This is a genomic window from Pelomonas sp. Root1217 (assembly GCF_001425705.1).
Taxonomy (GTDB): domain Bacteria; phylum Pseudomonadota; class Gammaproteobacteria; order Burkholderiales; family Burkholderiaceae_C; genus Pelomonas.
The window spans coordinates 437,788-464,242 of the sequence record NZ_LMDC01000012.1; the positions used below are offsets into that span (position 1 = coordinate 437,788).

24 protein-coding genes are annotated in these 26,455 nt (G+C 66.4%); 5 read left to right on the forward strand and 19 right to left on the reverse strand.

The features are described 5' to 3' along the window. Positions 1-162 precede the first annotated feature (162 nt). Positions 163-519, forward strand: a complete 357-nt coding sequence (locus tag ASC95_RS10930; protein ID WP_057298336.1) for a phage holin family protein — start codon at positions 163-165, stop codon at positions 517-519. 185 nt (positions 520-704) lie between these two features. Here the strand turns inward: ASC95_RS10930 and ASC95_RS10935 are convergent, their stop codons facing one another. Then, positions 705-1,334 (reverse strand): TetR/AcrR family transcriptional regulator, encoded by a 630-nt coding sequence (locus ASC95_RS10935; RefSeq protein ID WP_057297740.1) that lies wholly within the window; start codon positions 1,332-1,334, stop codon positions 705-707. Between the two features lie 69 nt (positions 1,335-1,403). Here ASC95_RS10935 and ASC95_RS10940 point away from each other — a divergent pair, with 69 nt between their 5' ends. Continuing rightward, on the forward strand, positions 1,404-2,036 hold the full coding sequence (locus ASC95_RS10940; RefSeq protein ID WP_057298337.1) for a glutathione binding-like protein: 633 nt from the start codon (positions 1,404-1,406) through the stop codon (positions 2,034-2,036). Here ASC95_RS10940 and ASC95_RS10945 read toward each other — a convergent pair. Further along, complete coding sequence (locus tag ASC95_RS10945; protein ID WP_057297741.1) at positions 2,033-3,625, reverse strand: M48 family metalloprotease; 1,593 nt, start codon at positions 3,623-3,625, stop codon at positions 2,033-2,035. The two genes, ASC95_RS10940 and ASC95_RS10945, sit on opposite strands and share 4 nt — an antisense overlap. Positions 3,626-3,699: 74 nt before the next feature. On the opposite strand from ASC95_RS10945, the gene moaC reads away from it, so the two are divergent. Continuing rightward, positions 3,700-4,200: a cyclic pyranopterin monophosphate synthase MoaC gene (gene moaC, locus ASC95_RS10950; protein WP_057297742.1), complete on the forward strand. Its 501-nt coding sequence runs from the start codon at positions 3,700-3,702 to the stop codon at positions 4,198-4,200. Here the strand turns inward: moaC and ASC95_RS10955 are convergent. The 15 genes from ASC95_RS10955 to recA form a co-directional block, all read right to left on the reverse strand. Continuing rightward, on the reverse strand, positions 4,192-6,042 hold the full coding sequence (locus tag ASC95_RS10955; RefSeq protein ID WP_057297743.1) for a PglL family O-oligosaccharyltransferase: 1,851 nt from the start codon (positions 6,040-6,042) through the stop codon (positions 4,192-4,194). The genes moaC and ASC95_RS10955 overlap by 9 nt on opposite strands. Positions 6,043-6,104: 62 nt before the next feature. Next, positions 6,105-7,835, reverse strand: a complete 1,731-nt coding sequence (locus tag ASC95_RS10960; RefSeq protein WP_057297744.1) for a phosphoethanolamine transferase — start codon at positions 7,833-7,835, stop codon at positions 6,105-6,107. A gap of 40 nt (positions 7,836-7,875) precedes the next feature. After that, positions 7,876-9,687, reverse strand: coding sequence for a phosphoethanolamine transferase (locus ASC95_RS10965; RefSeq protein WP_057297745.1), 1,812 nt, complete (start codon positions 9,685-9,687; stop codon positions 7,876-7,878). Between the two features lie 87 nt (positions 9,688-9,774). Continuing rightward, a complete protein-coding gene (locus tag ASC95_RS10970; RefSeq protein ID WP_057297746.1) occupies positions 9,775-10,260 on the reverse strand; it encodes a prepilin-type N-terminal cleavage/methylation domain-containing protein in 486 nt (161 codons plus the stop codon). A 135-nt stretch (positions 10,261-10,395) separates the two neighbouring features. Continuing rightward, complete coding sequence (locus ASC95_RS10975) at positions 10,396-12,003, reverse strand: phosphoethanolamine transferase (protein WP_057297747.1); 1,608 nt, start codon at positions 12,001-12,003, stop codon at positions 10,396-10,398. Positions 12,004-12,104: 101 nt separating this feature from the next. Next, positions 12,105-12,890 carry an MBL fold metallo-hydrolase gene (locus ASC95_RS10980; RefSeq protein ID WP_057297748.1) on the reverse strand — a complete coding sequence of 262 codons (786 nt, stop codon included), beginning with the start codon at positions 12,888-12,890 and terminating at the stop codon, positions 12,105-12,107. A 165-nt stretch (positions 12,891-13,055) separates the two neighbouring features. Next, entirely contained in the window at positions 13,056-13,706 is a 651-nt protein-coding gene (locus ASC95_RS10985; protein ID WP_057297749.1) for an FHA domain-containing protein, read from the reverse strand. Between the two features lie 52 nt (positions 13,707-13,758). Then, positions 13,759-14,556 (reverse strand): Stp1/IreP family PP2C-type Ser/Thr phosphatase, encoded by a 798-nt coding sequence (locus ASC95_RS10990; protein WP_057297750.1) that lies wholly within the window; start codon positions 14,554-14,556, stop codon positions 13,759-13,761. Further along, positions 14,553-15,692, reverse strand: a complete 1,140-nt coding sequence (locus tag ASC95_RS10995) for a serine/threonine-protein kinase (RefSeq protein WP_082567694.1) — start codon at positions 15,690-15,692, stop codon at positions 14,553-14,555. Before ASC95_RS10995 ends, ASC95_RS10990 begins: the two co-directional genes overlap by 4 nt. Before the next feature lie 10 nt (positions 15,693-15,702). Further along, positions 15,703-16,398, reverse strand: coding sequence for a TerC family protein (locus tag ASC95_RS11000; RefSeq protein ID WP_057297751.1), 696 nt, complete (start codon positions 16,396-16,398; stop codon positions 15,703-15,705). Between the two features lie 70 nt (positions 16,399-16,468). Then, positions 16,469-17,362 (reverse strand): succinate--CoA ligase subunit alpha, encoded by an 894-nt coding sequence (sucD, locus tag ASC95_RS11005; RefSeq protein WP_057297752.1) that lies wholly within the window; start codon positions 17,360-17,362, stop codon positions 16,469-16,471. Between the two features lie 18 nt (positions 17,363-17,380). Beyond that, the gene (sucC, locus tag ASC95_RS11010) at positions 17,381-18,541 is read right to left on the reverse strand and encodes an ADP-forming succinate--CoA ligase subunit beta (RefSeq protein ID WP_057297753.1); all 1,161 of its coding nucleotides are present in this window, start codon (positions 18,539-18,541) and stop codon (positions 17,381-17,383) included. Positions 18,542-18,566: 25 nt separating this feature from the next. Beyond that, on the reverse strand, positions 18,567-19,145 hold the full coding sequence (locus tag ASC95_RS11015; protein WP_057297754.1) for a DUF2889 domain-containing protein: 579 nt from the start codon (positions 19,143-19,145) through the stop codon (positions 18,567-18,569). A 176-nt stretch (positions 19,146-19,321) separates the two neighbouring features. Further along, a complete protein-coding gene (locus ASC95_RS11020) occupies positions 19,322-19,852 on the reverse strand; it encodes a RecX family transcriptional regulator (protein WP_057297755.1) in 531 nt (176 codons plus the stop codon). Positions 19,853-19,869: 17 nt separating this feature from the next. Beyond that, positions 19,870-20,910 carry a recombinase RecA gene (gene recA / locus ASC95_RS11025; RefSeq protein WP_057297756.1) on the reverse strand — a complete coding sequence of 347 codons (1,041 nt, stop codon included), beginning with the start codon at positions 20,908-20,910 and terminating at the stop codon, positions 19,870-19,872. 201 nt (positions 20,911-21,111) lie between these two features. Here recA and ASC95_RS11030 point away from each other — a divergent pair, with 201 nt between their 5' ends. After that, positions 21,112-21,783, forward strand: a complete 672-nt coding sequence (locus tag ASC95_RS11030) for a response regulator transcription factor (protein ID WP_056191475.1) — start codon at positions 21,112-21,114, stop codon at positions 21,781-21,783. A 96-nt stretch (positions 21,784-21,879) separates the two neighbouring features. After that, positions 21,880-23,331 (forward strand): sensor histidine kinase, encoded by a 1,452-nt coding sequence (locus ASC95_RS11035; protein WP_057298339.1) that lies wholly within the window; start codon positions 21,880-21,882, stop codon positions 23,329-23,331. Here the strand turns inward: ASC95_RS11035 and rodA are convergent. Beyond that, complete coding sequence (gene rodA / locus ASC95_RS11040) at positions 23,309-24,463, reverse strand: rod shape-determining protein RodA (RefSeq protein WP_057297757.1); 1,155 nt, start codon at positions 24,461-24,463, stop codon at positions 23,309-23,311. The genes ASC95_RS11035 and rodA overlap by 23 nt on opposite strands. After that, positions 24,460-26,454 carry a penicillin-binding protein 2 gene (gene mrdA / locus ASC95_RS11045; RefSeq protein WP_057297758.1) on the reverse strand — a complete coding sequence of 665 codons (1,995 nt, stop codon included), beginning with the start codon at positions 26,452-26,454 and terminating at the stop codon, positions 24,460-24,462. Before mrdA ends, rodA begins: the two co-directional genes overlap by 4 nt. Between the last annotated feature and the right edge of the window lies 1 nt (position 26,455).

Sequence of the window (26,455 nt, forward strand, 5' to 3'; positions counted from 1 at the left end):
GTATGGGAGGCTACAAAGGCGAGGGCGGGCTTCACGAGCGAGGCAGGACCGTGTTCGATGGAAAAATCTTAACACGAATGCGAACGATTCCTATTTGATGCGGCGTCGCGATGCTGCAGTCACGCGACACCGCCGTGGCGATGGACCGATATGCTCGCGGCCATGACCAAGATCCTCGTCCGTTGGCTGCTGCTCGCTGGCGCCCTGCTGTTGGTGGCTCACCTCTACCCCGGCGTCATCGTCAAGAGCTTCACGTCGGCGCTGATCGCGGCTTTCGTGCTCGGGCTGCTGAACACGCTGCTGCGGCCCATCCTCGTGCTGCTGACGCTGCCGGTGACGGTGCTCAGCCTGGGCCTGTTCCTCTTCATCATCAACGCGCTGATGTTCTGGATGGCCGCCACGGTGCTGGATGGCCTGGCCGTGACGGGCTTTGCCGCCGCGCTGATCGGCTCGCTGATCTACAGCCTGTGCGGCATGGTCATTGACGTCGTCGTCGAACGCGTCTTCCCTAGCGACTGAGACGGGGCCCCTCGCCCAGCCTCTCCTTGCTGAACGCCGGCGAGTCCAGTCGGTCCCCCAGGGGACGGCGATGCTTGCCAGATCGACCGGCAAGCACATCGCCCTAGGCGGGCCGGCTCGGGAGCGGCCCAGCGCTCGGCCCGCAAATTCCGGGTGCCGCAAACGCGAAATCGATCACTGACGCGTCAGCGGCAGACAAAGTCCAGGCTCGCGGCTGCGAAGGCGGCCAGTTCCTCGCGGGGATCGCCAGCGCGGGCGCGCAGCGCCATCGAATGCAGCACGGCCGATGCGAGCTGAGCGCGCATCGCCACATCGGTGCCGGGCGGCAGTTCGCCGTCGTTCACCGCCTGCTGCAGCCGCGCCTCGAAAGCAGTGTTGAAACCGCGCAGCGAATCACCGAGCTGCTGGCGAATGACTTCGTCCCGCGGCGCCTCGGTGGCCGCCGTGCCAATCAGCAGGCAACCCCGCGCGGCCTCATCGGGCGGGTAGTAGAGCTGCAGCGCCAACTCGTAGACGCGCAGCAGGCCCTGGCGCAGCGAACGGTCCGCCAACGCCGCGCCTATGGCGGCATTGGACTGCTCGGTATAGAGGTGCAGCGCCTGCAGATAGAGGGCGTGCTTGTCGCCGAAGGCGCCATACAGGCTGGGCCGGTTCAGGCCCGTGGCATGGCTCAGGTCGTCCAGCGACGTTGCCGCATAGCCGCGCTGCCAGAAGGCCAGCGTGGCCTGTGCAAGCGTGGCATCGGTGTCGAAACTGCGCGGCCGCCCGCGAGGGCGCGAGGCCGGCTTGGCCTCATCTCCAGATTTTTGTACCACGGTGCATGAAATTCATTGACGACAGTGAATTCTATTCAATACAGTACAAAAACACTGTTGGAGATCTTGATGGAGCTGTTCTTTTCCCCCATGGCCTGTTCGCTGGCGAGCCGCACGGTGCTGTACGAAGTGGGTGCCGATGCGCGCTTCACGCAGGTGGACGGCAAGGCCAAGCGCACACTGGACGGCCGCGACTACTGGCAGGTCAACCCGATGGGCCAGGTGCCGGCGCTGCGCACCCCGGAGGGCTGGCTGTTGAGCGAGAACGCCGCGGTGCTGCAATACCTGGCCGAGGCCTTCCCGGCGGCCGGCCTGCTACCGGCCGAGGCGGATGCACGCGCCCGTGTGCGGCAATGGCTGGGCTTCATCGGCACCGAGCTGCACAAGGCTGTTTTCGTGCCGCTGCTCGATGCCAAGGCCAGCGCCGAAGTGAAGGCCTATTCGATGGACAAGGCGGCGCTGCGCTTGGGCGTCCTGCAGGCGCATCTGCAGCAGCACGAATACCTGGAGGGCCACTACGGCATCGCCGACATCTACCTCGCCGTCGTATTGAACTGGGCGCCCTATGCCGGCGTGGACTTGGGCGGATGGCCCGCGGTCAAGGCCTATCACCGCCGTATCGGCCAGCGCGAGGCGGTGGCGCGGGCGCTGCGCGAGGAGTTCGCGCTGTACCAGGAAGAGCAGCGTTTGCAGGCCGCTTAATTTGGCAGTTCGACGTCCGGCGGGATGTAGCGGCCGCGGTACATCTCGCCCAGGAGCGACTGGCGCTCATAGACCAGGGCGCGCAGCCGGGCGTCGATGACGGAGGCCTCGACCTGATCGGCGTCCGGCCCGCGTGATTGGCGCAGGCCCGAGCGCATGCGATCGATGGCACCGTTCAAGTCGCCGGCGGCGGCATGCACCTCGGCCTGGGCGCGCACGGCCCGCAGCGGCTGACCGAGCTTCTGCCAGATGAGTGCAAGCTGGGCCCAGGCCAGGGAGTCCCGCGGCTCCAGGCTGACATGGGTCTGCAGTGCGTCCGCGGCCTCGCGCAGGGCCGGCGACCCCGGGCCGGCCGCCAGCGCCAAGCCGACGCGCTGCATCAGCATGGGGCGGGATTTTTCGCCTGACAGCGTGTCCAGCGCGGCGATGCCTTCCATCGGGCGGCCGCGGGCCTGGGCGAGCTCGGCACGCAGGTAGGTCAGTTGCCGGCTGGCCGCTACCGTCTCGGCGGGGCTGGGGTTGACGAGTTGCAACGTCACCTCGGCACTGCGCAACGTGGCCTCAGCGCGGTCGAAGTTGCGCAGCTTGATCGACGCCAGCGCTGCGGCATAGCGCGCCCCGAGCTGCTCGTAGCCGCCGCTCTCGCGGATGTTGCGGGCGCCGGCGTCATAGTTCTCCAGCACCTTCCAGGCCTCGACGCGCGGATCCATCAGCACCCGGGAGCGGGCCGCCATCAGCGCGTGCTCGGCGAGGCCCCGCGGTCGCGCAAAGGGCTCGAGCGCCAGGCGCGTGCGTGCGTCGCCGATGCGCTCGCTCGTCAGGGGGTGGGAGCGCAGATAGGGAAAGGCGCCGTTGTCCATCAGGTGGTAGGCCTGCTCCATGCGCTCGAACATGCTGACCATGCCGCTGCCCGCGAAACCGGCCTCGACGAGCACGTTGAAGCCCACGCGGTCGGCCTCGCGCTCCATGTCGCGCGAGAAATTCAGCGACAGCTGCGTGGCCGCCGCCTGGCCACCGACGATGCCGGCATTGGCCAGGTCGATGTTGCCGCGCGACGCGGCCAGCACGCCCAGCAGCAGGCCCGCGATGGCGACCATGCTGTTCTTGGAGTCACCGGCAATGCGGCGTGCGATGTGGCGCTGCGTCACGTGCGAGATCTCGTGCGCCAGCACCGAGGCCAGTTCGTCACGAGACACCGTCATTGCGATGAGCCCCAGGTGGGTGCCAACGAAGCCGCCCGGCAGCGCGAAGGCGTTGACGCTCTTGTCCTCGACGAGGAAGCTTTCCCAGGCGAAGCGGGTCTGGATGTCTTCGCCGATATGGCCGAGCTTGCGCGACGCGGCCACCAGCGGCTCGAAGATGCCGGCCATGTACTCCTGCAGGATGGGGTCCTGCACGCACGCAGGGTCGATGCGGATCATGCGCATGTAGCGCTCGCCGAGCTGCCGCTCGGCCACGACATCGAGATCCTGCGAGACCGAGTCTCCCAGGGCGGGCAGGTTGACCTGGGCCTGGATCGGGCTGGTGGTGATGAGGCAGGCGGCCGCGAGCAGGGTCAGCAGGGCGCGGGAAGCAGGGGACTTCTTCATCGAACAGAGACTCCGGCCGGCGGGAGCCGGCTGCCTATGATGCCTGCAACTCGGTTTCCTGAATGTTTCTTGGCATGACAAACCCACTGACCCACTTTGATGCCCAGGGCCAGGCCCACATGGTGGATGTGTCGGCAAAGGCCGAGACCCACCGCGTCGCGGTCGCGGCCGGCGAAATCCGCATGCAGCCGGCGACCTTCGCATTGATCGCCAGCGGCACGGCCCGAAAGGGCGACGTGCTCGGCGTGGCGCGCATCGCCGCCATCCAAGGCGCCAAGCGTTGTTCGGACCTCGTGCCGCTGTGCCACCCGTTGCCCGTCACGCGCGTCAAGATCGAGTTCGATCTCGACGAAGCCGGCAGCCGCGTGCTGTGCCGCGCCCAGGTCGAGACGCTGGGCCGCACCGGCGTCGAGATGGAAGCGCTGTGCGCCGTGCAAGTGGGCCTGCTGACCGTCTACGACATGTGCAAGGCGGCGGATCGGGGTATGGTCATCGGCAACGTGCGGGTGCTGGAGAAGCAGGGTGGCAAGAGCGGCGATTGGCGCGCCGCTGATTCTCCGGTTCCTTCAGCGTAGCGTCCGCCAGTCGATGACGCCCGATGCCGGCTGGCATTGCGGCATGGTCGGTGCCGAGGCGGCGATCTCGCAGTTGGCGAACCAGTTGTCCCCGGTCGGGTTGCGGAACTCACGCAGGCGGTCGGCGAGGAAGCGCGCGCCCTCCAGGTCGCCGGTCTTCTCCAGTGACAGCGACCAGTGCATCAGCAACCGCGTGTCGATCAGGTTGAAGGCAGTTCGGCGTGCGGCGGCCAGAGCAAGCGGGCCGGGAGGTTGGCTGGTGGCCGCCGCATAGTCGGCCTGATGGCTGAAGAAAATCGAGCGCTGGCCGTTCGCGATGCGTTCGTTCAGCGGCACCGAGTCCTCGCTCGGCATGTAGATGGCGACGACGCGTTGGTAGTCCAAAACCGCGAAGGCGCTGCCAGCGATCAGCAGGGCACCGATGACTTGCCAGGGCGCCGTAGCTGCCGACGTGGAAGGTGCATCGGCCGATAGCACGAGGCCGAGGGCGAAGCAGGCCGGCAGCAGGAAATAGGCATACCAGAGCGGGTACTCGACCAAGCTGTGCAGGGCGATGGCGAGCACGATCATCAAGGCGGCACGGCGCAAGGATGAGTCGTCGTCATGCGTCGACGGAGTGCGCCAGATTTCCCAGGCTCCCCATGCCAACAGCATGGCGCCCAGGATGGACCCATGCACTTCGAACTTCTTGAAAGCGCCGAAGGCCAGCGCCAGCAATACGACCGAAATCGACAGCGGCAGATAGCTTTCCCTGCCGAAGGCGGCGTGCCAGCCCTTCACAACGGCCCAGGCCAGCAACAACAACACGGCGCCGGCCCAGGGCAGACCCATCTCGACGGCCAGCTGCGACGCGATGTTGTGCGTGTGGTCGAAGAAGGCGATGGGCCGGTCCGGGAAGGGCGTCAGGCTCCATGCGAAGTTGAACTCGCCCCAGCCAACGCCCAGCAGCGGATTGGCCGTCGTCAGTGCCCAGGCGTCGCGCAGGATCGCCAGCCGTGACGGTGAGCCCGCACCCTCCGACAGCCGGGAGGCCGCACGGAAGGCATGGCCGCTTTCGGCCGACCACACAGACATGCCCCACCAGCTGACGCCCAGCATCAGCGGCGTGGCCAGCAGGCACAACCGCGCACTGCGCGACAACTTTCGATCCACCACGCCCCACACGGCCAGCAGCGCGATGCCAGCGTAACCGGTGCGTGAGGCGCTGAGCACGACCGTGAAGACGAAGGCAAGCAGCAGTGGCGCCAGTGCCATCCGCCAGCCGCGCTTCTCGGTGATGAAGACAGCGGCGATGGACGACCACATCATCAGGCTGGCCAGGTGGTTGGGTTGGCGCAGGTTGCCCACCGCGCTGCCGACCACGCCGGAGCGTGCGATGAAGGTGCCGTCGGCTGCCGCCGGCAGGAAGACCTGCACGATGCACACGACGACCGTCAGCAGGCCCGTGGCCAGCAGACCCCAGCAGAAAGCCTCGGCGGCGAGCAGGCGGGCCGAGGTCGACAACCCCTGGGCCACGAGCAGCACAGCCAGGCCGGCACCGATGATGGCCGTGGCGCCCAGCCCCAGCGACGGCGGCAGGCCGCGCCACACGACGGAACTCATGGGTGCCACCAGCAGCAGCGCCAGCGCCATGGCGGCGGGGCTCTTCAGGCCGGCGCGCCAGCCCGGCGTGGACCGGGCCCACAACAGCAGCGCCAGGCCCCAGCCAGCGAGGGCGAGCAACTGGTTGTAGAGGGTGGCTGCCGGCGTCTGGTTGAAGGCGAGGAGGGGGGGCAGAGCGGCGGCGAGGAAGAGGCCGGAATTCGCGGCCGCAGCGGTGTGGTGAGGTGTCGCGGATGACATGGGCGCGGATGATGGCACGGGCACGGGCATGTCCAAGGCCTGGCGTTCGGGGGCGCAGGCGCTCAGTCGCAGGCGTTGAGCGGCTTGCAGGCTTTGGGCCAATCGACAGCGTCCTGCAAACGCCGGAGTTCGGCCGAACCCGCGATGCGAAATTGCAACTGCTGGACCGGAACCGGGCGAAAGGCCGGGGAGGTGAGGTCGCGGCGCGGGTCCTGCGCAGGGAACTCGATGCCCAGCATGGAAGCGGTGGTGTAGAACACGGCGTCCTGGCTGACAACCTGCCCCGTACGCGCACCGAGGGCCTGCCACTGTGCGGCGTGCGCTGTCTTGAATGCGGGATTGGCCCAGACGAGCAGCGGGATGTGAAGCTCGCTGACGTTGAAATCCCTGAAGCCATGGGTGACGCGGCCCTCCATGGCCATGAGCGCCTCGCCGTGGTCGGGGATGTAAGTCACCGTCACCTCACCGGGCAGCCGCGAGGCGCGCCGGATGATCTGGCTCAGGAGAAAGTCGGTGTGCAGGATGGTGTCGTCGTAGGCATCCGCCGCTGTCCCGCCGGACGTCTCCGCCCGGATCGCTGCTCGCACCGCCGCACGGTCGCGCCCAGAGAAGTGAAAACCATCGTCCGGCAGGCGCAGCGTGTAGTCCCAATGGCTGCCGTAGGTGTGCATCACGATGAACTTGTGTGGATGCTCGTCGCGCAGCACGTCGTCCAGCGGCGTGAGCAGCACGTCGTCCGGCGTTGCGTGGTTGTCGCTCCAGTTGCCCATGTCCGCCGGTTGGCGCCAGACCTGCGGCCGCGGGCGGAAGATCTTGTAGAGCGCGATGTTCTGATTGGACAGCCAGGCGGTGAAGTAGCCCGCCTCGTTGGCGAGGTCGATCAACGTGCCGCGGATGGATTGCGGCGAATAGGCCGCTGGCGCAATGCCTGTCATCAGCATTGGCACCGCGAGCAAGGTGAGGTTGCCGGTTGAATAGGTGCGTTTGAACGCCAGTAAACCGTCCAGATGCTCCAGTTCCGGCGTGGTCTGGCGTGCGTAGCCAAAGATGTGAAACCGGTCCGCCCGCGCCGATTCACCGATGACCAGGATGTGCGTGCGCGGCGTGGCGGATACGGCGTTTGCGATGGCCCCATAGGGCTCAGGCTTCTCAAACAGCCCCAAAGCGTGCGCATTGCCCTCCAATCCGCCAACGATGCTGATGAGGCCGCCGAGGGGATAGCTCGACGTGAGATAGCTGTGCACGTTCTCGCCGACGTCGACCCCAATGCCGCGCGGGCCCTTGGACGGCATCCAGAGCAGCAGCACGAGCAGTGGGATCGACAGCCATCGCACGGCGTTGCGCAACGACACCGGAATGGGATTGGATCCGAGGCAGACCGCCTGCACGGCATACACCGCGAGCACCGCGACGCTGAGCGACAGCGGTACTTGCAGGCTGAACAGTTGCACGAAGCCCCTGACCTCCGCAGGCGAGGACGTCAGCAGCACGGCGAATGCGTTTTCGTCAGGCGGCGCCGAGAAGTTCAACACATACCAAACGAACAATGGCGACAAGGCCAGCAGCGGCAGATGCAGCAGGAACAACGTTCGCCAGGTCTTCACCACCAAGACAGGCAATGCCAACACCAGCACGGAGAGCAGCAGGCCGTAGACCGGAGCCCAAGGGCCGAGGCGTGCAGCGCCGCTCGCGAAGGCCAGCACCAACGGCGGCGTCAACAGCAGAGCGCCATTGAGCGCTCCCATCCACAGGTGCCGGGCGCGCTTGTGCATCAGCGACGTTTTCTGAACCATGCCGGTTGTCGGTAGGAACAAGCCTTGTGCATGCAGACGATCACTGGCTCGCAGAACCGACGTCGCAGCCCCGGGTACTGACGTCCCGGTCGAAGTCGCCGAAGTGAGTAACTTGGCGCGGTGCGGCTTGGCGCCGTTCGGCGCCCATGTCCTGGTGCGCATGCGGCGCCGATGTTTCAAAGCCCGCCATGCCAGTCAGCGTCGGGAATACGGCCATTGCGCTGAAAGGCTGTGTCTGTCGAGCGCTGAGCCGTGCCCACCGCTGCGCGGCAACGGCGCGCCAAGACGGGGAAGCCCACATCACCATGGGAATGCGGTAGTTCGCGACTGCGGAAAAGCCATGCCCGGCCCTGCCGCATTGCCCATCGAACAGCGTCTCTCCATGGTCGGCCGCGTAGAGCAGGGTTGCCTCAACTCCCTGGGCATCCAGTGCGGCGATCGCACGGTCAAGGAAGAAGTCGGTGTAGAGGACGCTGTTGTCATAGGCATTGCGCAGCTTCTCTTGCTGGGCAGGCTGCCATATATCCGGCCTTTCTTCAGCGCTGTAGCTGGGCTGGAACCGGGCGAATTCCGCCGGATAGCGATGCGCATAGTGCAGATGGCTGCCCAACGTGTGCAGGACGATGAACTGCTTCTTCTCGGGGCGGGATAGCACTTTCTCGAGCAACGGCAGTAGCTCCGCATCAAACGCGCCGGGGCCGCGGTAGTCGGCACCGTTGATGTAGTGGCGTTCGTCTGCCTCGTTGGCGAGCACCGAAACAGGCGTCTCGTGGGATCCGGCGCTGCCTTGGCTGCTGAGCCAATAGGTGCGAAAGCCCGCCTGCTTGAACGCAGTCACCACCGAGGGCTCCGGCGTCGGGGCGAGCATGGATTGCGGCGGACGCCGCGTCAACATCAACGGCACCGCCTCGCGCGTTGCGGATGCGGCACTGACGACATCCGAGAAAGCGAGCAGGCCCTCGCGGCGAGCGAGATGCGGCGTCGTGTCTCGCGTCGAGCCGAAGATACCCCAGCGATCCAGGCGGCCGGTCTCGCCAATCACCAGCACATGCACCTGGCGGTTTGATGCATGGGCGTCCGGTACAGCGCGCACCGCAAAGTCGTGTTTGCTGGCCTGCGCCAGATGCTCAGCCATCGCATGGCGATGCTGCAGGTAACGGTGGAATCGTTGTGGCAGGCCCCATGGATAGAGACTTTCCAACAATCCCAGCACGCCTTCTCCGCGCGGGGATAGCTCGAAGCGAATGTAACTGGCCGCGCCCCGCTCGTCCTTCTCCATCCGGGCGTCGAAATCGGCATCTTGCTGAAGGACGGCGGCCTGGGCGGTCAACAGCAGAACACCGCCTGCGAGAACCCAATATCGCGAGCGATGGCGCCACAGGAGATTTGCCCGCAGCACCTTGCAGGCCGCCCAGGTGACCCAGGCCAGCAGGGACAGGCCGGACGCTACAACCACCAGCCACCCAGCGCCTATCCACGCGCTCGCCTCGGCAAGGTCCGTTTCCGCGATCACGCCATAGACATGAGCGCCCGACGGCAGGCCGAAGTGATGCAAGTAGAAGGCTTCGGCGGGCCCGAGCAGGGCGGAGGGCGCCAGCAGCCACAAGCACCAGCGAAGCCGCCCCACGGCCGCTGCCAGCAACAAGCTGAGCAGCAGATGCACAAACAAGGGTGTCGTGCGCCCCCAGAGTTCGCCGGGTGCCCCCCCGCCCTCGGCGGCCATCCAGGGCGTAGACAGCGCCTGCAGGGCAGGCAAGCTGCTCAACAAGAACAGGCCGGCCAGCGCCACCCAGCCCACGCGTTGCACGCGCAGGTCGTTGGAGAGTGTCGATACGGCGGCGACTTCACGCACAGGGGGATTTCCGCAGGCCGCCATGACAAAGAGGGGGCCATGCCCCCTCCTGCTTGCGTCGCCGGTTGCCCGGCTCGATCAGGCCGATCAGGTGCCGGTGGCTGCGTTGTTCTTCGTCAGCGCATTCAGCAGCGTGGCGTTGGTGATGCCGGTAGTCTCAGCCTTCCACGTCACGGCGGTCGTATTGGCCGTGGGAGTGAAAGTGATCACCTTGTCGCCCAGGTCCGAGCCCACCACCGAAGCGGCGGCCAGCGTCACGGTAATGACGCCGGCGGCGCTCGTCACGGATTTCACTTCGGTGGCCAGCTTGCCACCGTTGCTGGAGACGTCCGCAGGAACGCCGTTGGCACCAGGGCCACAGGCGGCAAAGGTCGCGTCGCCGGTCTCCTGGGTGCACAGGGCGATGGCCGCTTTCCACGGATCGGCTGCGGTGATGGCATTGCCGAGCTTGGCTTTGGCCGTGTAGTCCTTGTATTGCGGGATGGCCACGGCAGCCAGGATGCCGATGATGGCCACGACGATCATCAGTTCGATCAGGGTGAAGCCTTGTTGGGCGCGTTGCTTGATGTTCATGTGCAAACTCCGTGAGGGAAAGAGTGTTGAGGGACGCAATCTTTAAAGCAGAGGGCGTGCCAACTGATTTCGCCCCATTTGCCGTGATATTCAGCACGACCCGCTGCGTCAGGCTGGATGGACTGACGCTTTTCGTCAGTTGTTGTGACGCAAGTTGTCACTCGCCATGGGCTGGGATGACTCTTCCTGCTGCTGACGGACGATGGGCGGCTTGCAGGCGGGCCCCTGTTCGCGTCGCAGCAACTCATCAAAATCCCACCGGGTCGTGACTGTCGGTCCGTACAGCGTCCTGGCGGCCTCGTGCCATGCAGGATTGGCCAAGCCGGGACGCTGCGCGTGGTCGTCCCAGTCGACGCCAGCCAACTCGAGCAGCGTCGGGAACACGTCTCGATGACTGATCCGCTGCTCGCGCCTTTCCGACAAGGCTTTCAGCCCGCTCACATTGAGCCGCGCATAGGCCGCGTTGGACCAAACCAGAAGGGGAACTCGGGTGTTCCAGGACGACGGAGCTCCCAGTGCGTGCATGAAACGCTGGCGCTGGTCGTCGAAAAGGTCTTCCCCATGGTCCGACGTGTAGAGCAACAAGACGGGGCGATCTTGCTTGGCCAGCGCGGCCAGCGCGCGATTCAGGAACGCATCGAGCTCGACCACGGTGTTGTCGTAGGAGTTGACAGCCGCCGCCTTGTTTTCGGCACCGGGATGGCCTGGCACGCCGATGTCCGCCAGTGTCGGGCGAAAGACCGCTGAGTTGGCGCCATAGCGCTCTTCATAGGGGAAGTGGCTGCCGATCATGTGCAGCGTGATGAACTGCCGCGGACCGCCCTGCTTGAGAAAGGATTCGAACGGCGCCAACAGCGCGGTGTCGCGGCGCAGATGGAAGTTGTAGTCGTTGTCGGAATGGTCGGAAACATTGGCACGTTCGCTGAGCTCGCTGCGCTCCTGGTTTGACAACCACGCCGTGGTGAAGCCCGCTTCCGAGAAGGTCTGCACCATGGATGCGGTACCTTGTGGCCCCGTCATGCCGACCAGGTTGCGAACCGCCACGTGGGTGTAGTGCGCCGTCGATGCCACGTCACAGAACACGATAAGGTCATCGGCTATGCGGCGAAGATTGGGTGTCGTGTCGCGTGCGTAGCCGTAAAGGCTCAGATGGTCGGCACGAACGCTTTCCCCGATCACCAGAACGACGGTCAACGGTTGGTTATCCCATCCCGGTTGCGCCCGGCCGTGTACCGAGACACCCGGGCTCACGGCCGACGCGTTCCAGACGCGCCGGGCAGACACGGCGACGTTGATGGGGTAGACGAGACTGGCGGTCTCGCCATCGAATGCAGACGGCCAGTGCGCGGTTTGTGGCAACGCCTGGCGCAAGGCCAGCGAAACCATCGTGAACATGAGCAAGCCAGCCAGCCAGCGTTTGCGCGTTTCGGCGCCGGCTCGCGTCGGCCGGACCCGCCATGCCAGCAGCCCGTAACCCAGCGAGACGATCAACCAGGCAACGAGCCAGCCCCAACCGAAAGACTTGAGCAGTTCCCAGCTGCGTGCCGGCGCCGTATGCAGCGCGGCGATGAGCAAGGCGTCGCCCGGTACGGTGCCAAAGCGCGCAAGGACGTAGGCATACGGAGGCAGCAACGCGGCCACCGGCCAGGCGGCCAGCAAGAGCCTGCGGGTCGACCCGCAGGCGACCCAGGCCAGCGCCAAGCTCCACGCCGTCAACAGCAGCACGGCAAGCCGCTCGGACATCACCAGGTTGTGATCCGAACCAAAGACGACGTAAAGGCTGGGGGATCCGAGCAATGCGACCAGGCCGCCAGCGACCCAGAGGTCGGTCCAGTTTCGCCGCTTCAGAGCTGCATCTCCTGCCCCGCCTCCAGCGCGCTGATCCGATGCGGGCTGTTCAAGCTTTGCACGCCCTGCATGACGGCTTCGACCTCGCCCGGCTTGATGTGGGTGATACGCACGTCAACGCTGCCGGCCAGATGCGTCAATTCGCGGCCCAACTCCGCCGGGTGAAGATGCTGGCTGACGTGGGCGACCTCGGCCTCGTCGTCGCTGAAGGCGGTCTCGATGACGAGATGGGACAGGCGCAGGCCAGCCAGGCGCTGCCAGAGCGCCGGATTGGGGCCGGTATCACCGGTGAAGACCCAATGGGCATGGTCGCTCTCTACGCCAGCATCGACGGCGAAGCCGACGGCCGGCACGGTGTGGGCTGCCGGCAGCACTTCGATGAAGCGGCCGCCCAGGTCGATGCGGTCGCCGATCTGGAAGGGATGCAGGCTGAGCACTGGCGCCTCGCGGCTGGGCAGGACGGTGAAATCGGGCCAGATCACGCCGTTGAAGATGTGCTGGCGCAGGGCGGCCAGCGTCTCGGGCAGGCCGTGGACCCGGATGGGCGGACGGCCTGTTGCGGCGCGCAGGCGCAGCACCGCGTCAGCCAGCAACGGGATGCCAAGCACATGATCCAGATGGGAATGGCTGAGCAGGATGTGATCGACGGCGGCCAGGGCATCCAGCGGCAGGTCACCCACGCCGGTACCGGCGTCGATGAGGACATCGTCGTCCAGCAGGAAGGCAGTGGTCTTGTAGCCGGCGGCAATGGCGCCGGAGCAGCCCAGGACGCGGATGTTCATGCGGTGCGTGGCTCGGAATGGGTGGCTCGCGTCAGGCGAGGCCGAGCCAAGAATGTACGCACCCGCCCCGCGGGTCGGACGGTCGGATTACCGAGTTGGGGGTGTCGCTATCGTGAGGAAGTCACAGCAGCCGCAAAGCTTGCGGCCGGCCGGGACCTCGGGCGATCAACCCTGGATGAACTGCATCTGCGTGCCCGCCAGCTCGATCAGGTCGCCGGTGCGCAATGCAATCGATTCGCCCGTCAGCGGGATGCCGTTGACGCTGGGACGCTGGCCGCCTTCGACATGGGCAAAGACATAGCCGGTGGGGCGCTTGGTGATGGAGGCGACCTGCACGCCGGGCTTGCCAAGCGTGGTGACGACCTTGGTCAGCGCGACCTCGCGGCCCGCGGCGGCGCCGGTCAGCACCTTGATGGAGGCCGGGCCGATGACGGCCGCGCCCAGCGAGCCGAAGTTGGAACCCAGGCCCAGGTTCGGCGGCGCGCCAGACCCGGGCTTGAGGATCATGGTCTTTTCGTAGTCGCCGCCATCGTTGAGCAGGAACTTGATCTTGTACTTGCCGATCTCGACGGTGTCGTTGTCGGCCAGCAGCTGCTTCTTGATCGCCTTGCCGTTGATGTAGGTGCCGTTGGTGGAATTGAGGTCTTCAATGAAGACGTCGGCGCCGACCATCTGCAGCACGGCGTGTTCGCCGCTGACCGCGAGATTGTCGATGACGATGTCGTTGTAGGGACGTCGACCGAGGGTGGTCTTGTCCTTGGTGATCTGCACCTCCTTGATCACGACGCCGTCGAGCGAAACCACCAGTTTGCCCATTTATGACCTCAAGTTCTGTTGTACGTGCCCTGACTTTGCATGGGGTCGCAAGTCAGTTGCCGCCGCGTCGACCGAAGGGCCACCAGCCCCGTCCTTCGGTACGTTGGCGTCCTTGTGCGCGGGCCAGGATGAGCGCGATGTTATCGCGACCGCCGCTGTCATTGGCTGCGTTGATCAGTGCGCGGGCTGCCTCGGGCAATGCCGGATTGCCGTTGAGCAGGTTCGCGAGGCTGTCGTCGTCGAGCATGTCGGACAGGCCGTCGGAGCACAACAGGTAGGTATCGCCCGGCTGAACCTCGTGCAGATGCAACTCCATCAGCACCGTGTCCTCGACGCCGACAGCCCGCGTGACGAGGTTCTTGTTGCTGGAGAACGCGGCTTCTTCGACGGTCAACAGCCCGGCGTCGATCTGCTCCTGCAGCAGCGAATGGTCGCGCGTGATCTGCGTCAGGCGACCGGCGCGCAGCCGGTAGGCGCGCGAGTCGCCCACGTGGCCCAGCAGCAGACCTTCGGGGCGAAAGACGCCCAGCACGAGCGTTGTGCCCATGCCGGCATAGCGCGGGTTGGTGTTGGCGGCGTTGAAGATGGCGCGGTTGGCGTTGTCCACGCAGATGTCCATGGCGCGCTTGACCTCGCCGGCCCGGGCCTCGCGGCCGGCGTCCTTGAGCCAGCGGCCGAGTTCGGAGCTGACGAAGCTGGTCAACATCTGGCTGGCCACCTCGCCGGCGTTGTAGCCGCCCATGCCGTCGGCCAGCACGGCCAGGCCGGCGGCCTCGTCGAGGGCGACCGAATCCTCGTTGTTGTCGCGCGCACGTCCCACGTCGGTGGCGCTGAAGAACTCCAGGGTCATGAGGCTTGCGGTGGCTCGTGGGGCTCGGCAGAGGAGCGAGGATTCTGCCCTGCTTCCTCGGGCGCCAAGCGCAGTGTTTGTGCGAAGGCAGCATCCTGGGGGGAGGCCGCTGCGGCCGTTTCGGGCGCGGCGGGCTCGGCCTGCAGGCCGAGCACGAGCACGGCATCGAGATCACGAGCCATCTGCTCGCCGTCGGCGTAGCGCAGCTCCGGGCGCTTCTCCAGCGCCAGGGCCAGCACCAGCGCGAGGGCTTCGGGCAGACTGGGCCGATGGATGCGGACATCGGGCGCTGGCTCGGTCGCAATTTGTTGCATCAGCCGCGCCATGGATTCGCTCTGGTGGGGCAGTGCGCCACTGAGCAATTGGTAGAGCAGCACGCCCAGGGAATAGAGGTCGCTGCGGCCGTCCACCGTCAGGCCGGCAAGTTGCTCCGGAGACATGAAGGACGGCGTGCCCAGCACGAGGCCGGTGCGGGTGCGGCTGCCGTCGCCCACGCGGGCAATGCCGAAGTCCATCAGCTTCAGGCTGCCGTTGATGCGGTCCAGCATCACATTGGCGGGCTTGATGTCGCGGTGCACCACGCCTTGGCTGTGGGCATAGGCCAGGGCCCGCGCCAGCCGCGCGCCGATCTGCACGACTTCGCGGGCGGGCAGCAGCTGGCCGGCCTTGGTGAAGCTGCTCAGGTCGCGGCCGAGCACATATTCGAGGGCGATCCAGGCGTCAGCGCCGTCCTGGCCGGCGTCGACGACCTGCAGGATGTCCGGGTGCTCGAGCTGGCCGGCCGCCCGCGCCTCGCGCATGAAGCGCTCGCGCACATCCGCCAAGTCTTCGGCCGAGAATTCGCGGCTGAGTGCGAGTCGCTTGATGGCGACCTGGCGACCCGTGGAGCGTTGCGTGGCCTTGTAGACCACGGCCATCGCGCCGCGGCCGATCTCGGCGCCGAGTTCGAAATCGCGCAGGTCGGGGGGCGGCTGTGCGGCCTTGATCTGCGACGTGGACGCGCCGGGGGCCTGCGTCTGCTGCACGGTCGGCAGGGCCGACGGATCGCCGTGCGGCGAGTCGGCAGGGACAGACGCCCGGCCGATGAGGCGCTGCCAAAAGCCGCCCGCCTTGCCGGATTTGCCGCCGCTTGCCATGCGGTCGATCTTAGGCGGCCTCGCGCTTGCCGCGGCGGGCCAGTGCCATGCCGATGCCAACGACCAGGAGCGCGCAGCTGATGCTGACCGCGTAATCCAGGCCATGCAGATGGGTTTCGAACCACCCGTGCACGGCGGCGTCGGTCGTCGCCATCTCGCCAGCCACAAAGCCCAGCAGGGCCGCGCCGAGCGTGATGATGACGGGGAAGCGTTCCATCAACTTCAACAGCAGCGTGCTGCCGAAGATGATGAGGGGAATGGACAGGCCCAGGCCGATGATGAGCAGCATCAGCCGGGCGCCCTCGGGCGCGCTGTTGGCGGCCGCCGCGACGGCGATGACATTGTCCAGGCTCATGACAAGGTCCGCGACCAGGATGGTGCGGATGGCCACCCAGACGCTGCTGCTGGCGTGGACCTCGGCGTCGCCGTCATTGTCGGCCAGCAGCTGGATGCCGATCCACAGCAGCAGCACGGCGCCGATCAGCTTCAGCCAGGGCAACTGCAGTAACTGCACCGCGAACAGCGTCAGCACGACGCGCAGCAGGATGGCCGCGCCGCTGCCGAAGATGATGGCGCGCTTTTGCTGGCTGGGCGGCAGGTTGCGCGAGGCGAGCGCGATGACGACGGCGTTGTCGCCGGACAGCAGGATGTTGACCCAGATGATCTTCAGCAGTGCGATGAAGAAGGCGGCGTTCAGCAGGTCCATATCGTTGCGGGTGGCAGGCAAAAAAAAACCGCCGGTCGAACCCGGCGGCTGATGTGGGGTCGAGACCCGATTACAGCAGGGCTTTCAGCAGCTTGGCCATCTCCGACGGGTTGCGCGTGACGGTGAAGCCGCACTCTTCCATGATGGCGAGCTTGGCGTCCGCCGTGTCGGCACCACCGGAGATCAGCGCGCCGGCGTGGCCCATGCGCTTGCCGGGGGGCGCCGTAACGCCGGCGATGAAGCCGACGATGGGCTTCTTCATGTTGGCCTTGCACCAGCGCGCGGCTTCCGCCTCGTCGGGGCCGCCGATCTCGCCGATCATGATGACGGCGTCGGTGTCCGGGTCGTCGTTGAAGGCCTTCATCACGTCGATGTGCTTCAAGCCGTTGATCGGGTCGCCGCCGATGCCCACGGCCGACGACTGGCCCAGGCCGATCTCGGTCAGCTGGGCCACGGCTTCATAGGTCAGCGTGCCCGAGCGCGAGACGACGCCGATGCGGCCTTTGCGGTGGATGTGGCCGGGCATGATGCCGATCTTGATTTCTTCCGGGGTGATCAGGCCGGGGCAGTTGGGGCCGAGCAGCAGCGTGCGCTTGCCGCCGGCGGCTTCCTTGGCCTTCATCTTGTTGCGCACTTCCAGCATGTCCCGGACGGGGATGCCTTCGGTGATGCAGATCGCCAGGTCCAGGTCGGCCTCGACGGCTTCCCAGATGGCGGCCGCAGCGCCGGCGGGCGGCACGTAGATGACCGACACGGTCGCGCCGGTCTGGCTGGCTGCTTCCTTGACGGTCGCGTAGATGGGAATCTCGCTGAACTTTTCGCCGGCCTTCTTGGGATTCACGCCCGCCACGAAGGCGTTCTTGCCATTGGCATAGGCCTGGCAGCCCAGCGTGTGGAACTGGCCGGTCTTGCCGGTGATGCCCTGGGTGATGACCTTGGTGTCTTTGTTGATGTAGATCGACATGTCTTGTTCTCCTGGGCTTTAAGCGACGGCGGCGACGATCTTGGTGGCCGCTTCGGCCATCGTGTCGGCCGCGATGATGGGCAGGCCGGATTCGGCCAGCATCTTCTTGCCCAGTTCTTCGTTGGTGCCCTTCATGCGCACGACCAGCGGCACGGACAGGTTCACGGCCTTGCAGGCGGTGATGACGCCCTCGGCGATGGTGTCGCACTTCATGATGCCGCCGAAGATGTTGACCAGGATGCCCTTCACGCTCTTGTTCTTCAGCATGATCTTGAAGGCCTCGGTGACCTTCTCGGCCGTGGCGCCGCCGCCGACGTCCAGGAAGTTGGCCGGTTCGCCGCCGAACAGTTTGATGGTGTCCATGGTGGCCATGGCCAAGCCGGCGCCGTTGACCAGGCAGCCAATGTTGCCGTCCAGAGAGATGTAGGCCAGGTCGAACTTGCTGGCTTCGACTTCCGCCGGGTCTTCTTCGTCCAGGTCGCGGTAGGCGACGATCTCGGGGTGGCGGAACAGCGCGTTGGCGTCGAAGTTGAACTTCGCGTCCAGGGCCATCAGATTGCCCTTGCTGTCGCGGTTCAGCGGGTTGATTTCCACCAGCGACGCGTCGGTGTCCATGTAGCACTTGTAGAGCTTGGCGAACACGTCGACGGCCTGATCGACCGTGTGGCCTTGCATGCCGATGGCGGCGGCGATCTTCCTGGACTGGTCAGCGGTGATGCCGGTCAGCGGGTCGATGATCTCGGTGATGATCTTTTCGGGCGTGCTGTGGGCCACCTCTTCGATGTCCATGCCGCCTTCGCTGGAGGCGATGAAGGCGACGGCCTGGGTGGCTCGGTCGGTCACCAGGGAGATGTAGAACTCCTTGCCGATGTCGGCACCGTCCTCGATGTAGAGGCGGCGGACCTTCTGGCCCTCGGGGCCGGTCTGGTGGGTCTTGAGCTGCATGCCCAGGATGCCTTCGGCCTTTTCCTTCAGGTCGTCGATGCTCTTGGCAACCTTGACGCCACCGCCCTTGCCACGGCCGCCGGCGTGGATCTGAGCCTTGACCACCCAAACCGGGCCGCCCAGCTTCTGAGCGGCTTCAACGGCCTCCTGCACGGTGAAGGCCGGGATGCCGCGCGGCACCGGCACGCCGAACTGGCGCAGGATTTCTTTGCCCTGGTATTCGTGGATTTTCATGGCTGGGTCTCTCGGGTCGGGGAAGTCAGGATTCGGAAGTGGCCGGCTCGGCAACGGGTTGTTGATGCCAGCGCGGATAGAACTTGGCAACGGTGGCGCCATCGCGTTTGAGCGCGTGGCAGCGGTCGAGTTGGAAGGGCGGGTTGCCGGCAGCGTCGCCTTCACGCGTGTCGATGACCGAGCCGGCCATCGCCTGGATAACGGCGGTCGGCAGGATCTGGCAGAGTTCAGTCAGGTGCGTGCAGCCGCGCGTGCTGCCCAAACGCTCGCCCACCGCCTGCCTGAAGCCCTTCATCAGGTTCAGGCCGACGAGGCGGGCATAGGCATTGCCATGTTGGTCACAAGCATTGGGATAGGGCATCCACCGCGTGTCGGAACTTGCTGCGGTGATGGTCAGCGTCGCGTCCACGGTCAGATGCAGGTGCATTTCGTGGATAGGCTGCCCGGCCTTGCGCGGCACACCCGCCAGCGGCACGTCGTGCGTCTTGGTGTCGGTCAGGCTGGCTTCGACGTCGAACAAGCCGTCATCGCGCGCGAACACCTGCACATCGAGGGCGCGGCGATGCAGCGGGCGGCGCGTGACGGACGGGTGGGCGGCTGGCATGAAACGGGGGAATGGCGAATCACCCCGGCCGATGCCGGGACGGGGTCGGCCCGGTTTTTGCAGCGCTCTGCCAGAGGGGCAAAGGGGCTTGTAACCGGGTGAACCCTCGTTTTTGGGGCAGGCGGCAATGTAGCACGGAGGGTGAAAACTCCCCTGCGCGCTCGGTCAAGCGGCCCTTAGGCCCTCAGCAAGCGGCGCACCACTTCGGGGGCAAAACCGCGCGCTAGCAGGAAACGCGTCTGGCGCGCCCGCTCGGTCACTTCCCGCGATGGTTCCGCGCCGAAACGTTTCAGCCAGACCTCGCGAGCCCGCTCCAGCTCGGTCGCACGCAGCGCCGACTGCTGTTCGGCGCCCAGCCTCAAGCCGTGCTGGGCCAACTCCTGCTGAATGCGCTGGGCGCCGAAACGGCTGGCACGCACGTGCAAGCGAGACTCGACAAAGCGTGTTTCATCAAGGTAACCCTCGGCGGCAAGCGCGTCGAGGAGGGCATCGACTGCTGCCTCGCCGGCTTGCGCCGCGCCTTCGTCGTCGAAGGCCTCGGACGGTTCGCCTTCTTCCGAAGCAGGCGCCGTGGCCGATCGCGCGCGCTCCTGCCGTTGCCGCTCGATGCGTAACAGCTTGCGCCTGAGTTCGGTGCGGCTGTGCTCGCGCTGGGCCAACAGGCCAATGGCGCGGGACTTCAGCGACAGCGGCGCCCGGGTCGCCATGCGAGAGCCCCGAGGGCTTATTCGCCAGCTGCCGCCTCGGTCAGCGGCGCGACCCCCAGGGATTCGCGGATCTTGTTCTCGATCTCGCGTGCCACATCGGGGTTCTCGCGCAAAAACTCGCGGGCGTTGTCCTTGCCCTGGCCGATCTTCTCGCCTTGGTAGGCGTACCAGGAGCCGGACTTCTCGACGACCTTGGCAACCACACCCATGTCGACGATCTCGCCCTCGCGGCTGATGCCTTCGCCGTAGAGGATGTCGAACTCGGCGGTCTTGAACGGCGGGCTGACCTTGTTCTTGACGACCTTGACCTTGGTCTCGGAGCCGATGACCTCCTCGCCCTTCTTGATCGAGCCGATGCGGCGGATGTCCAGGCGCACGGAGGCGTAGAACTTCAGCGCATTGCCGCCGGTGGTCGTTTCGGGCGAGCCGAACATGACGCCGATCTTCATGCGGATCTGGTTGATGAAGATGACCATGCAGTTGGTCTTCTTGATCGTGGCGGTCAGCTTGCGCAGCGCCTGGCTCATCAGGCGGGCCTGCAGGCCGGGCAGGCTGTCACCCATCTCGCCTTCGAGTTCGGCCTTGGGGGTGAGTGCTGCGACTGAGTCGATGACGATCAGGTCCACCGAGCCTGAGCGCACCAGCGCGTCGACGATCTCGAGGGCCTGCTCGCCGGTGTCGGGCTGGCTGATCAGCAGTTCCTGCAGGTTGACGCCGAGCTTCTGGGCATACTGGATGTCCAGCGCGTGCTCGGCGTCGATGAAGGCGCAGGTGCCGGCGAGCTTTTGCATCTCGGCGATGACCTGCAGCGTCAGCGTCGTCTTGCCGGAGGACTCGGGGCCGTAGATCTCGACGACACGGCCACGCGGCAGGCCGCCGACGCCCAGGGCGATGTCCAGGCCCAGGGAGCCGGTGGAGACGACCTGGATGTCTTCGATGACCTCGCCTTCACCGAGCCGCATGATGGAACCCTTGCCGAACTGCTTTTCGATCTGGGCGAGGGCGGCCTGCAGGGCCTTGGCTTTTTCGGTGTTCAGGGCTTTGACGGGGGCGTCCATGCGAATCTCCGTAGGGAATGGGCTGAATTATGGGGCAAGCTGTGGGTTTGTACAGTGGTTTGTCCCCCGATCCGCGGCAGCGAGCGGCTCAGGATTGTGGACATCTTCGCCGCCAGGTGGCTCATGACGTGAGCCAGCCTTGCGCTGCCGCAAGCCGCCGACGTCGCGGTCGCACATAACATCGGCGCAGGAGACAAGAAAATGCGCATCCTGATTGCGGAAGACGACCAAGTGCTGGCCGATGGCTTGCTGCGGGCCTTGCGCGCCTCTGGCTATGCCGTCGACCGGGTCAGTTCTGGCACCGAGGCCGACTCGGCGTTGGCGACGCATGAGTTCGACCTCGTCATCCTCGACCTTGGTCTGCCGCGCCTGCACGGCCTCGAGGTGCTGCGCAAGCTGCGGGCGCGCGGCTCGACGATGCCGGTGCTGATCCTGACCGCGGCGGACAGCGTCGAGCAGCGCGTCAAGGGGCTGGACCTGGGCGCCGATGACTACATGGCCAAGCCCTTCTCATTGCAGGAGCTTGAGGCGCGTGTGCGGGCGCTGACGCGCCGCGGCCTGGGCACGGCGAGCAGCCTCATCAAGCATGGACCGCTGACGTTTGATGCCACCGGCCGTGTGGCCTACATCAACGAGCAGATGCTGGAGTTGTCGGCGCGCGAGCTGTCGCTGCTGGAAGTGCTGCTGCAACGCGCCGGGCGGCTGGTCAGCAAGGACCAGCTCGTCGAGCGGCTGTGCGAGTGGGGTGAAGAAGTCAGCAACAACGCCATCGAGGTCTACATCCACCGCTTGCGCAAGAAGATCGAGCAGGGCCCGATCCGCATCGCCACCGTGCGCGGCCTCGGCTATTGCCTCGAGAAAATCAACTCTTAAATGCCCAAGGACGGCGCCAGCCCGCAACAGGGCTCGCTGGTTCGAGCGGGCGCCCCTGCTCCGCAGGGCTCGCTGTTCGGCGAGATCCTCGATTGGATGCTCGCCCCGCTGCTGCTGATCTGGCCGATCAGCGTGGCCCTGACCTGGCTGGTGGCCCAGGGCATCGCCAGCCGCCCCTACGACCGCGAGCTGGGCGAGATGGCACGCAGCCTGGGCCTGCAGGTCGCCGCGGAGTCGGCTCCCGCCAAGAGCAAGGACCGCTATGCCCTCGCGCCCGAGGCCGCGGCGCTGCTGCGCGCGGACGCGTCGGACACAGTCTTCTACCAGGTGCTGGGCCTGCGCGGCGAGCTGCTGAGCGGTGACGCGACCCTGCCGGTGCCGAGCGAGGACGCGCCCGTCGTGCCGTGGGAGCTGCACTTCCGCGACGACGAGGTCGGCACGGACGCGGTTCGCGTGGCCTATCTGTGGATTTCGCCCGAGGGCCAGGCCGGCTCGACGAAGACGATGCTGGTGCAGGTGGCCGAGACCCTGGGCAAGCGCGCGCGACTGACCAACGAGATCATCAAGGGCGTCATCCTGCCGCAGTTCGTCATCCTGCCGCTGGCCGTCCTGCTCGTCTGGCTGGCGCTTGCGCGCGGCATCTCGCCGCTCAACGAGCTGCAGCGCCGCATCCGTTCGCGCGAGGCCTCCGACCTGTCGCCCATCGACGAGCAGCGCGTGCCGGACGAGGTCGCACCGCTGGTGCAGGCCATCAATGACCTGCTGGCGCGGCTGGACTCGTCGATGAGCCGGCAGAAGCATTTCCTGGCCGACGCCGCCCATCAGCTGAAGACGCCGCTGGCCGGGCTGCGCACCCAGGCCGAGCTGATCCAGCGCGAGATCGACGCGGGCCGCGCCTCGCCGGAGGAGTTGAAGCGCTCGCTCGCCCAGATCGCCCGCGCCAGCGAGCGCGCCGCCCACATGGTCAATCAGCTGCTGGCCATGGCGCGTGCCGAGGACGCCGAGCAGGCCATGAAGCGCGAGCCGGTCGACCTGGCCTCGATCGCCATAGACACGGTGCGCGACTTCGTGCCGCGGGCGCTGGAGCGGCGCATCGACCTCGGCTACGACGGGGTCGTGCCGGATGACAGCCGGCTGCGCGTGAACGGCCAGGCGGTGCTGCTGGGCGAGCTGATCCGCAACCTGGTCGACAACGCGCTGCTGTACACGCCGGCAGGCGGGCTGGTCACGGTGCGCGTCGTCGAGGACCCGTTTGGCCAGGTCGTCGTGCTGCAGGTGGAGGACACGGGGCCGGGCATCGCACCGGCCGAGCGCGAGAAGGTCTTCGAACCCTTCTACCGCTCGCTCGGCAGCGGCGTCGAGGGCTCGGGCCTGGGCCTGGCCATCGTGCGAGAGATCGTGCAGCAGCACGAGGCCGAGCTGACGCTGGACGACACGCGGGTGCGCCGCGCGGCGGGCGGCGAATCGCCCGACGGCCAGGGACCGGGGGCGCGGTTCACGATCCGTTTCCCCGCTCAGGCGCCGGCTATGTCTTCACCAGCTTCTTGACGCGCGCAATCGACAGCAGCAACCCCAGCGACAGTCCCAGCGTCACCATCGCCGTGCCGCCATAGCTGACGAAGGGCAGCGGCACGCCCACCACCGGCAGGATGCCGCTGACCATGCCCATGTTGACGAAGACATAGGTGAAGAAGCTCAGCGTCACCGCACCCGCCATCAGCCGGGTGAAGAGGGTCGGCGCGTCGGACGCGATCATCAGCCCGCGCAGAATCAGCGCCGTGAAGCCGGCCAGCAGCGCCAGCGCGCCCATCAGGCCGAATTCCTCGCCAAAGGCCGCGAAGATGAAGTCGGTGGTGCGCTCAGGGATGAACTCCAGGTGGGTCTGCGTGCCCTGCATGAAGCCCTTGCCCGTCATGCCGCCGGAGCCGATGGCGATCTCGCCCTGGATGATGTGAAAGCCCTTGCCCAGCGGGTCCTTGGACGGGTCCAGCAGCGTGCAGATGCGGTGCTTCTGGTACTCCTTGAGCACCGGCCATTTCAGGTCGGGCTGGCAGATGGCGTCCTCGCTGAGCACCAGCGCCGTCGCCGCAGCGGCGCCCAGCACCAGGGCCGGCACGATGAGCTTCCACGGCAGGCCGGCGAAGAAGATCACGTAAAGGCCCGCGGCCAGCACCAGGATGCCGGTGCCGAGATCCGGCTGCTTGGCGATCAGCAAAAAGGGCACGAGCAGCAATGCGAAGGCGGCGATGAAGTCGGGCCAGCGCAGCAGGCCCTCGCGCTTCTGGAACCACCAGGCCAGCATCAGTGGCGTCGCGAGCTTGAGCAGCTCGGACGGCTGGATCTGCGTGACGCCGATGCTGAGCCAGCGCGTGGCCCCCTTCTTCGTGACACCAAAGAGAGCGGTCGCGATCAGCAGCATCACGCCGATCGTGTACAGCGGGATGGCCAGGGCCATCAGCTTTTGCGGCGGCACCTGGGCGACGATGAACATCAGCCCCAGTGCCAGCACCATGTTGCGGGCATGGTCGGCAAACCGCGTGCCATGGTCATAGCCGGCCGAGTACATGCATAGCAGGCCCCAGCCGCACATCCACAGCACGGCGAGCAGCAGCGGGATGTCGAAGCCGATCAGCCAGGGCCGCAGGCGTTGCCACAGGGGCGGGCGTTCGATGACCGTCATTTCGAGGCTCCCGAGGCCGGTGCGGCCGCCGACGCGGCCTGGCCCGGCAGCAGCGGCACGTCGGCCACGTTGCGCGGCTTGCCGACCGGCGCGAAGGACTGACCCTTCTGTGTCAGCGCGATGTCTTCCTCGCTGGGATAGATGCCGGCCAATAGATAGTCGAACACCCGGCGCGCGATCGGCGCAGCCGACATCGAGCCGAAGCCGGCGTTCTCGACGATGACGGCCAGCGCCACGCGCGGCTGCTCCACCGGCGCGAAGGCGACGTACAGCGAATGGTCGCGCTTGCGCTCGTCAGCCTTGATGCTGCTGTACTTCTCGCCGGCTCTCAGGCCAATGGCCTGCGCCGTGCCGGTCTTGCCGCCGCTCTGATAGGGCGCATTCAGGAACGCCAGGCGAGAGGTTCCTTCCAGCGTCACGCCGTTCATCGCGTTCTGGATGATGGCGACGTCCGACGGCTTGAGCGGCAGGGGCGGCAGCGCGTCGCTGGCGACGCGGCGCTGCTCGTGCTTGACCACATCTTCGATCTCGCGCACCAGCCGCGGCTTGTAGCGCTGGCCGCCGGAGGCGATGGTCGAGTAGGCCGTGGCCATCTGCAGCATGGTGAAGTTGTTGTAGCCCTGGCCGATGCCCAGCGAAATCGTCTCGCCGGGGAACCACTTCTGGTTGGCCGGGCTCTTGGCGAAGTAGCGGCGCTTCCAGTCCTGCGAGGGCAGCACGCCGGTGACCTCGCCCTGCACGTCGATCTCGGTCTTGCGGCCCAGGCCGAAGGGCTCCAGCTGGTCGTGGATCAGGTCCACGCCCATCTCGTTGGCCAGGCTGTAGAAGTAGACGTTGGACGAGGTCACGATGGCCAGGCGCATGTCCTTGGGACCGGCGCGGTCGGTCTCAGGGCTGCCGAAGTTGCGGCCGCCGAAGCTGTAGGTCAGGTTGTCCATGATGACCGTGCGCGGATCGCGCTTGCCGCTGTTCAGCGCGGCCATGGCCATCAGCGGCTTGAAGGTGGAGCCCGGGGGGTAGGTGCCGCGCAGGGCCCGGTTGAGCAGCGGCTTGTCGATGTCCTCGTTGAGGTCGCGCCAGGAGTCGGCGTCGATGCCGTCGACGAAGAGGTTGGGGTCGAAGCTGGGCTTGGAAACAAAGGCCAGCACCTCGCCGTTGCGCGGATCGATGGCCACCAGCGCGCCGCGCCGTTCGCCAAACAACTGCTCCACCAGCGCCTGCAGCTTGATGTCGATGGACAGGTTCAGCGTGTTGCCGGGGGTGGGCGGCTTGTGGGCCAGGCGCCGCACGACACGGCCACCGGCGCTGGTCTCGACCTGCTCGAAGCCCGTCGTGCCATGCAGTTCCTTCTCGTAGGCCTGCTCCAGCCCGAGCTTGCCGATGTACTCGGTGCCGCGGTAGTTGGCGAGGTCTTCCTCCTCCCAGTCGTCCATGGCCTTCTTCTCGGCCTGGTTGATGCGGCCGATGTAGCCGATCAGGTGGGCGCCTACCTCGCCCAGCGGGTAGGAGCGGAACAGCCGCGCCTTGATTTCCACGCCCGGGAAGCGAAAGCGCTGGGCCGTGAAGCGCGCGACCTCTTCGTCCGTCAGCTTGGTACGGATGGGCAGGGAGTCGGTGTGCTTGGTCTCTTCCAGCAGCCGCTTGAAGCGGCGCTTGTCGCGAGCCTGGACCTCGATGACCTGGCCGAGCGCCTCGATGGTGGCGTCCAGGTCGACGACCTTCTCGGGGTTGATCTCCAGCGTGTAGGCCGAGTAGTTGCTCGCCAGCACGACGCCGTTGCGGTCCTTGATGAGGCCGCGGTTGGGAACGATGGGCACGACGGCGATGCGGTTGGACTCGGCGCGTTCGGCAAAGCTGTCGTACTGCACCACCTGCAGCCACAGCAGGCGAGCCACCAGCAGGCCGAAGCAGAACAGCACAAAGGCGCCGGCCGCCAGCACGCGCAGGCGAAAGCGTGACAGCTCCTGGTGGAGGTTCTTGAGGACGACCACG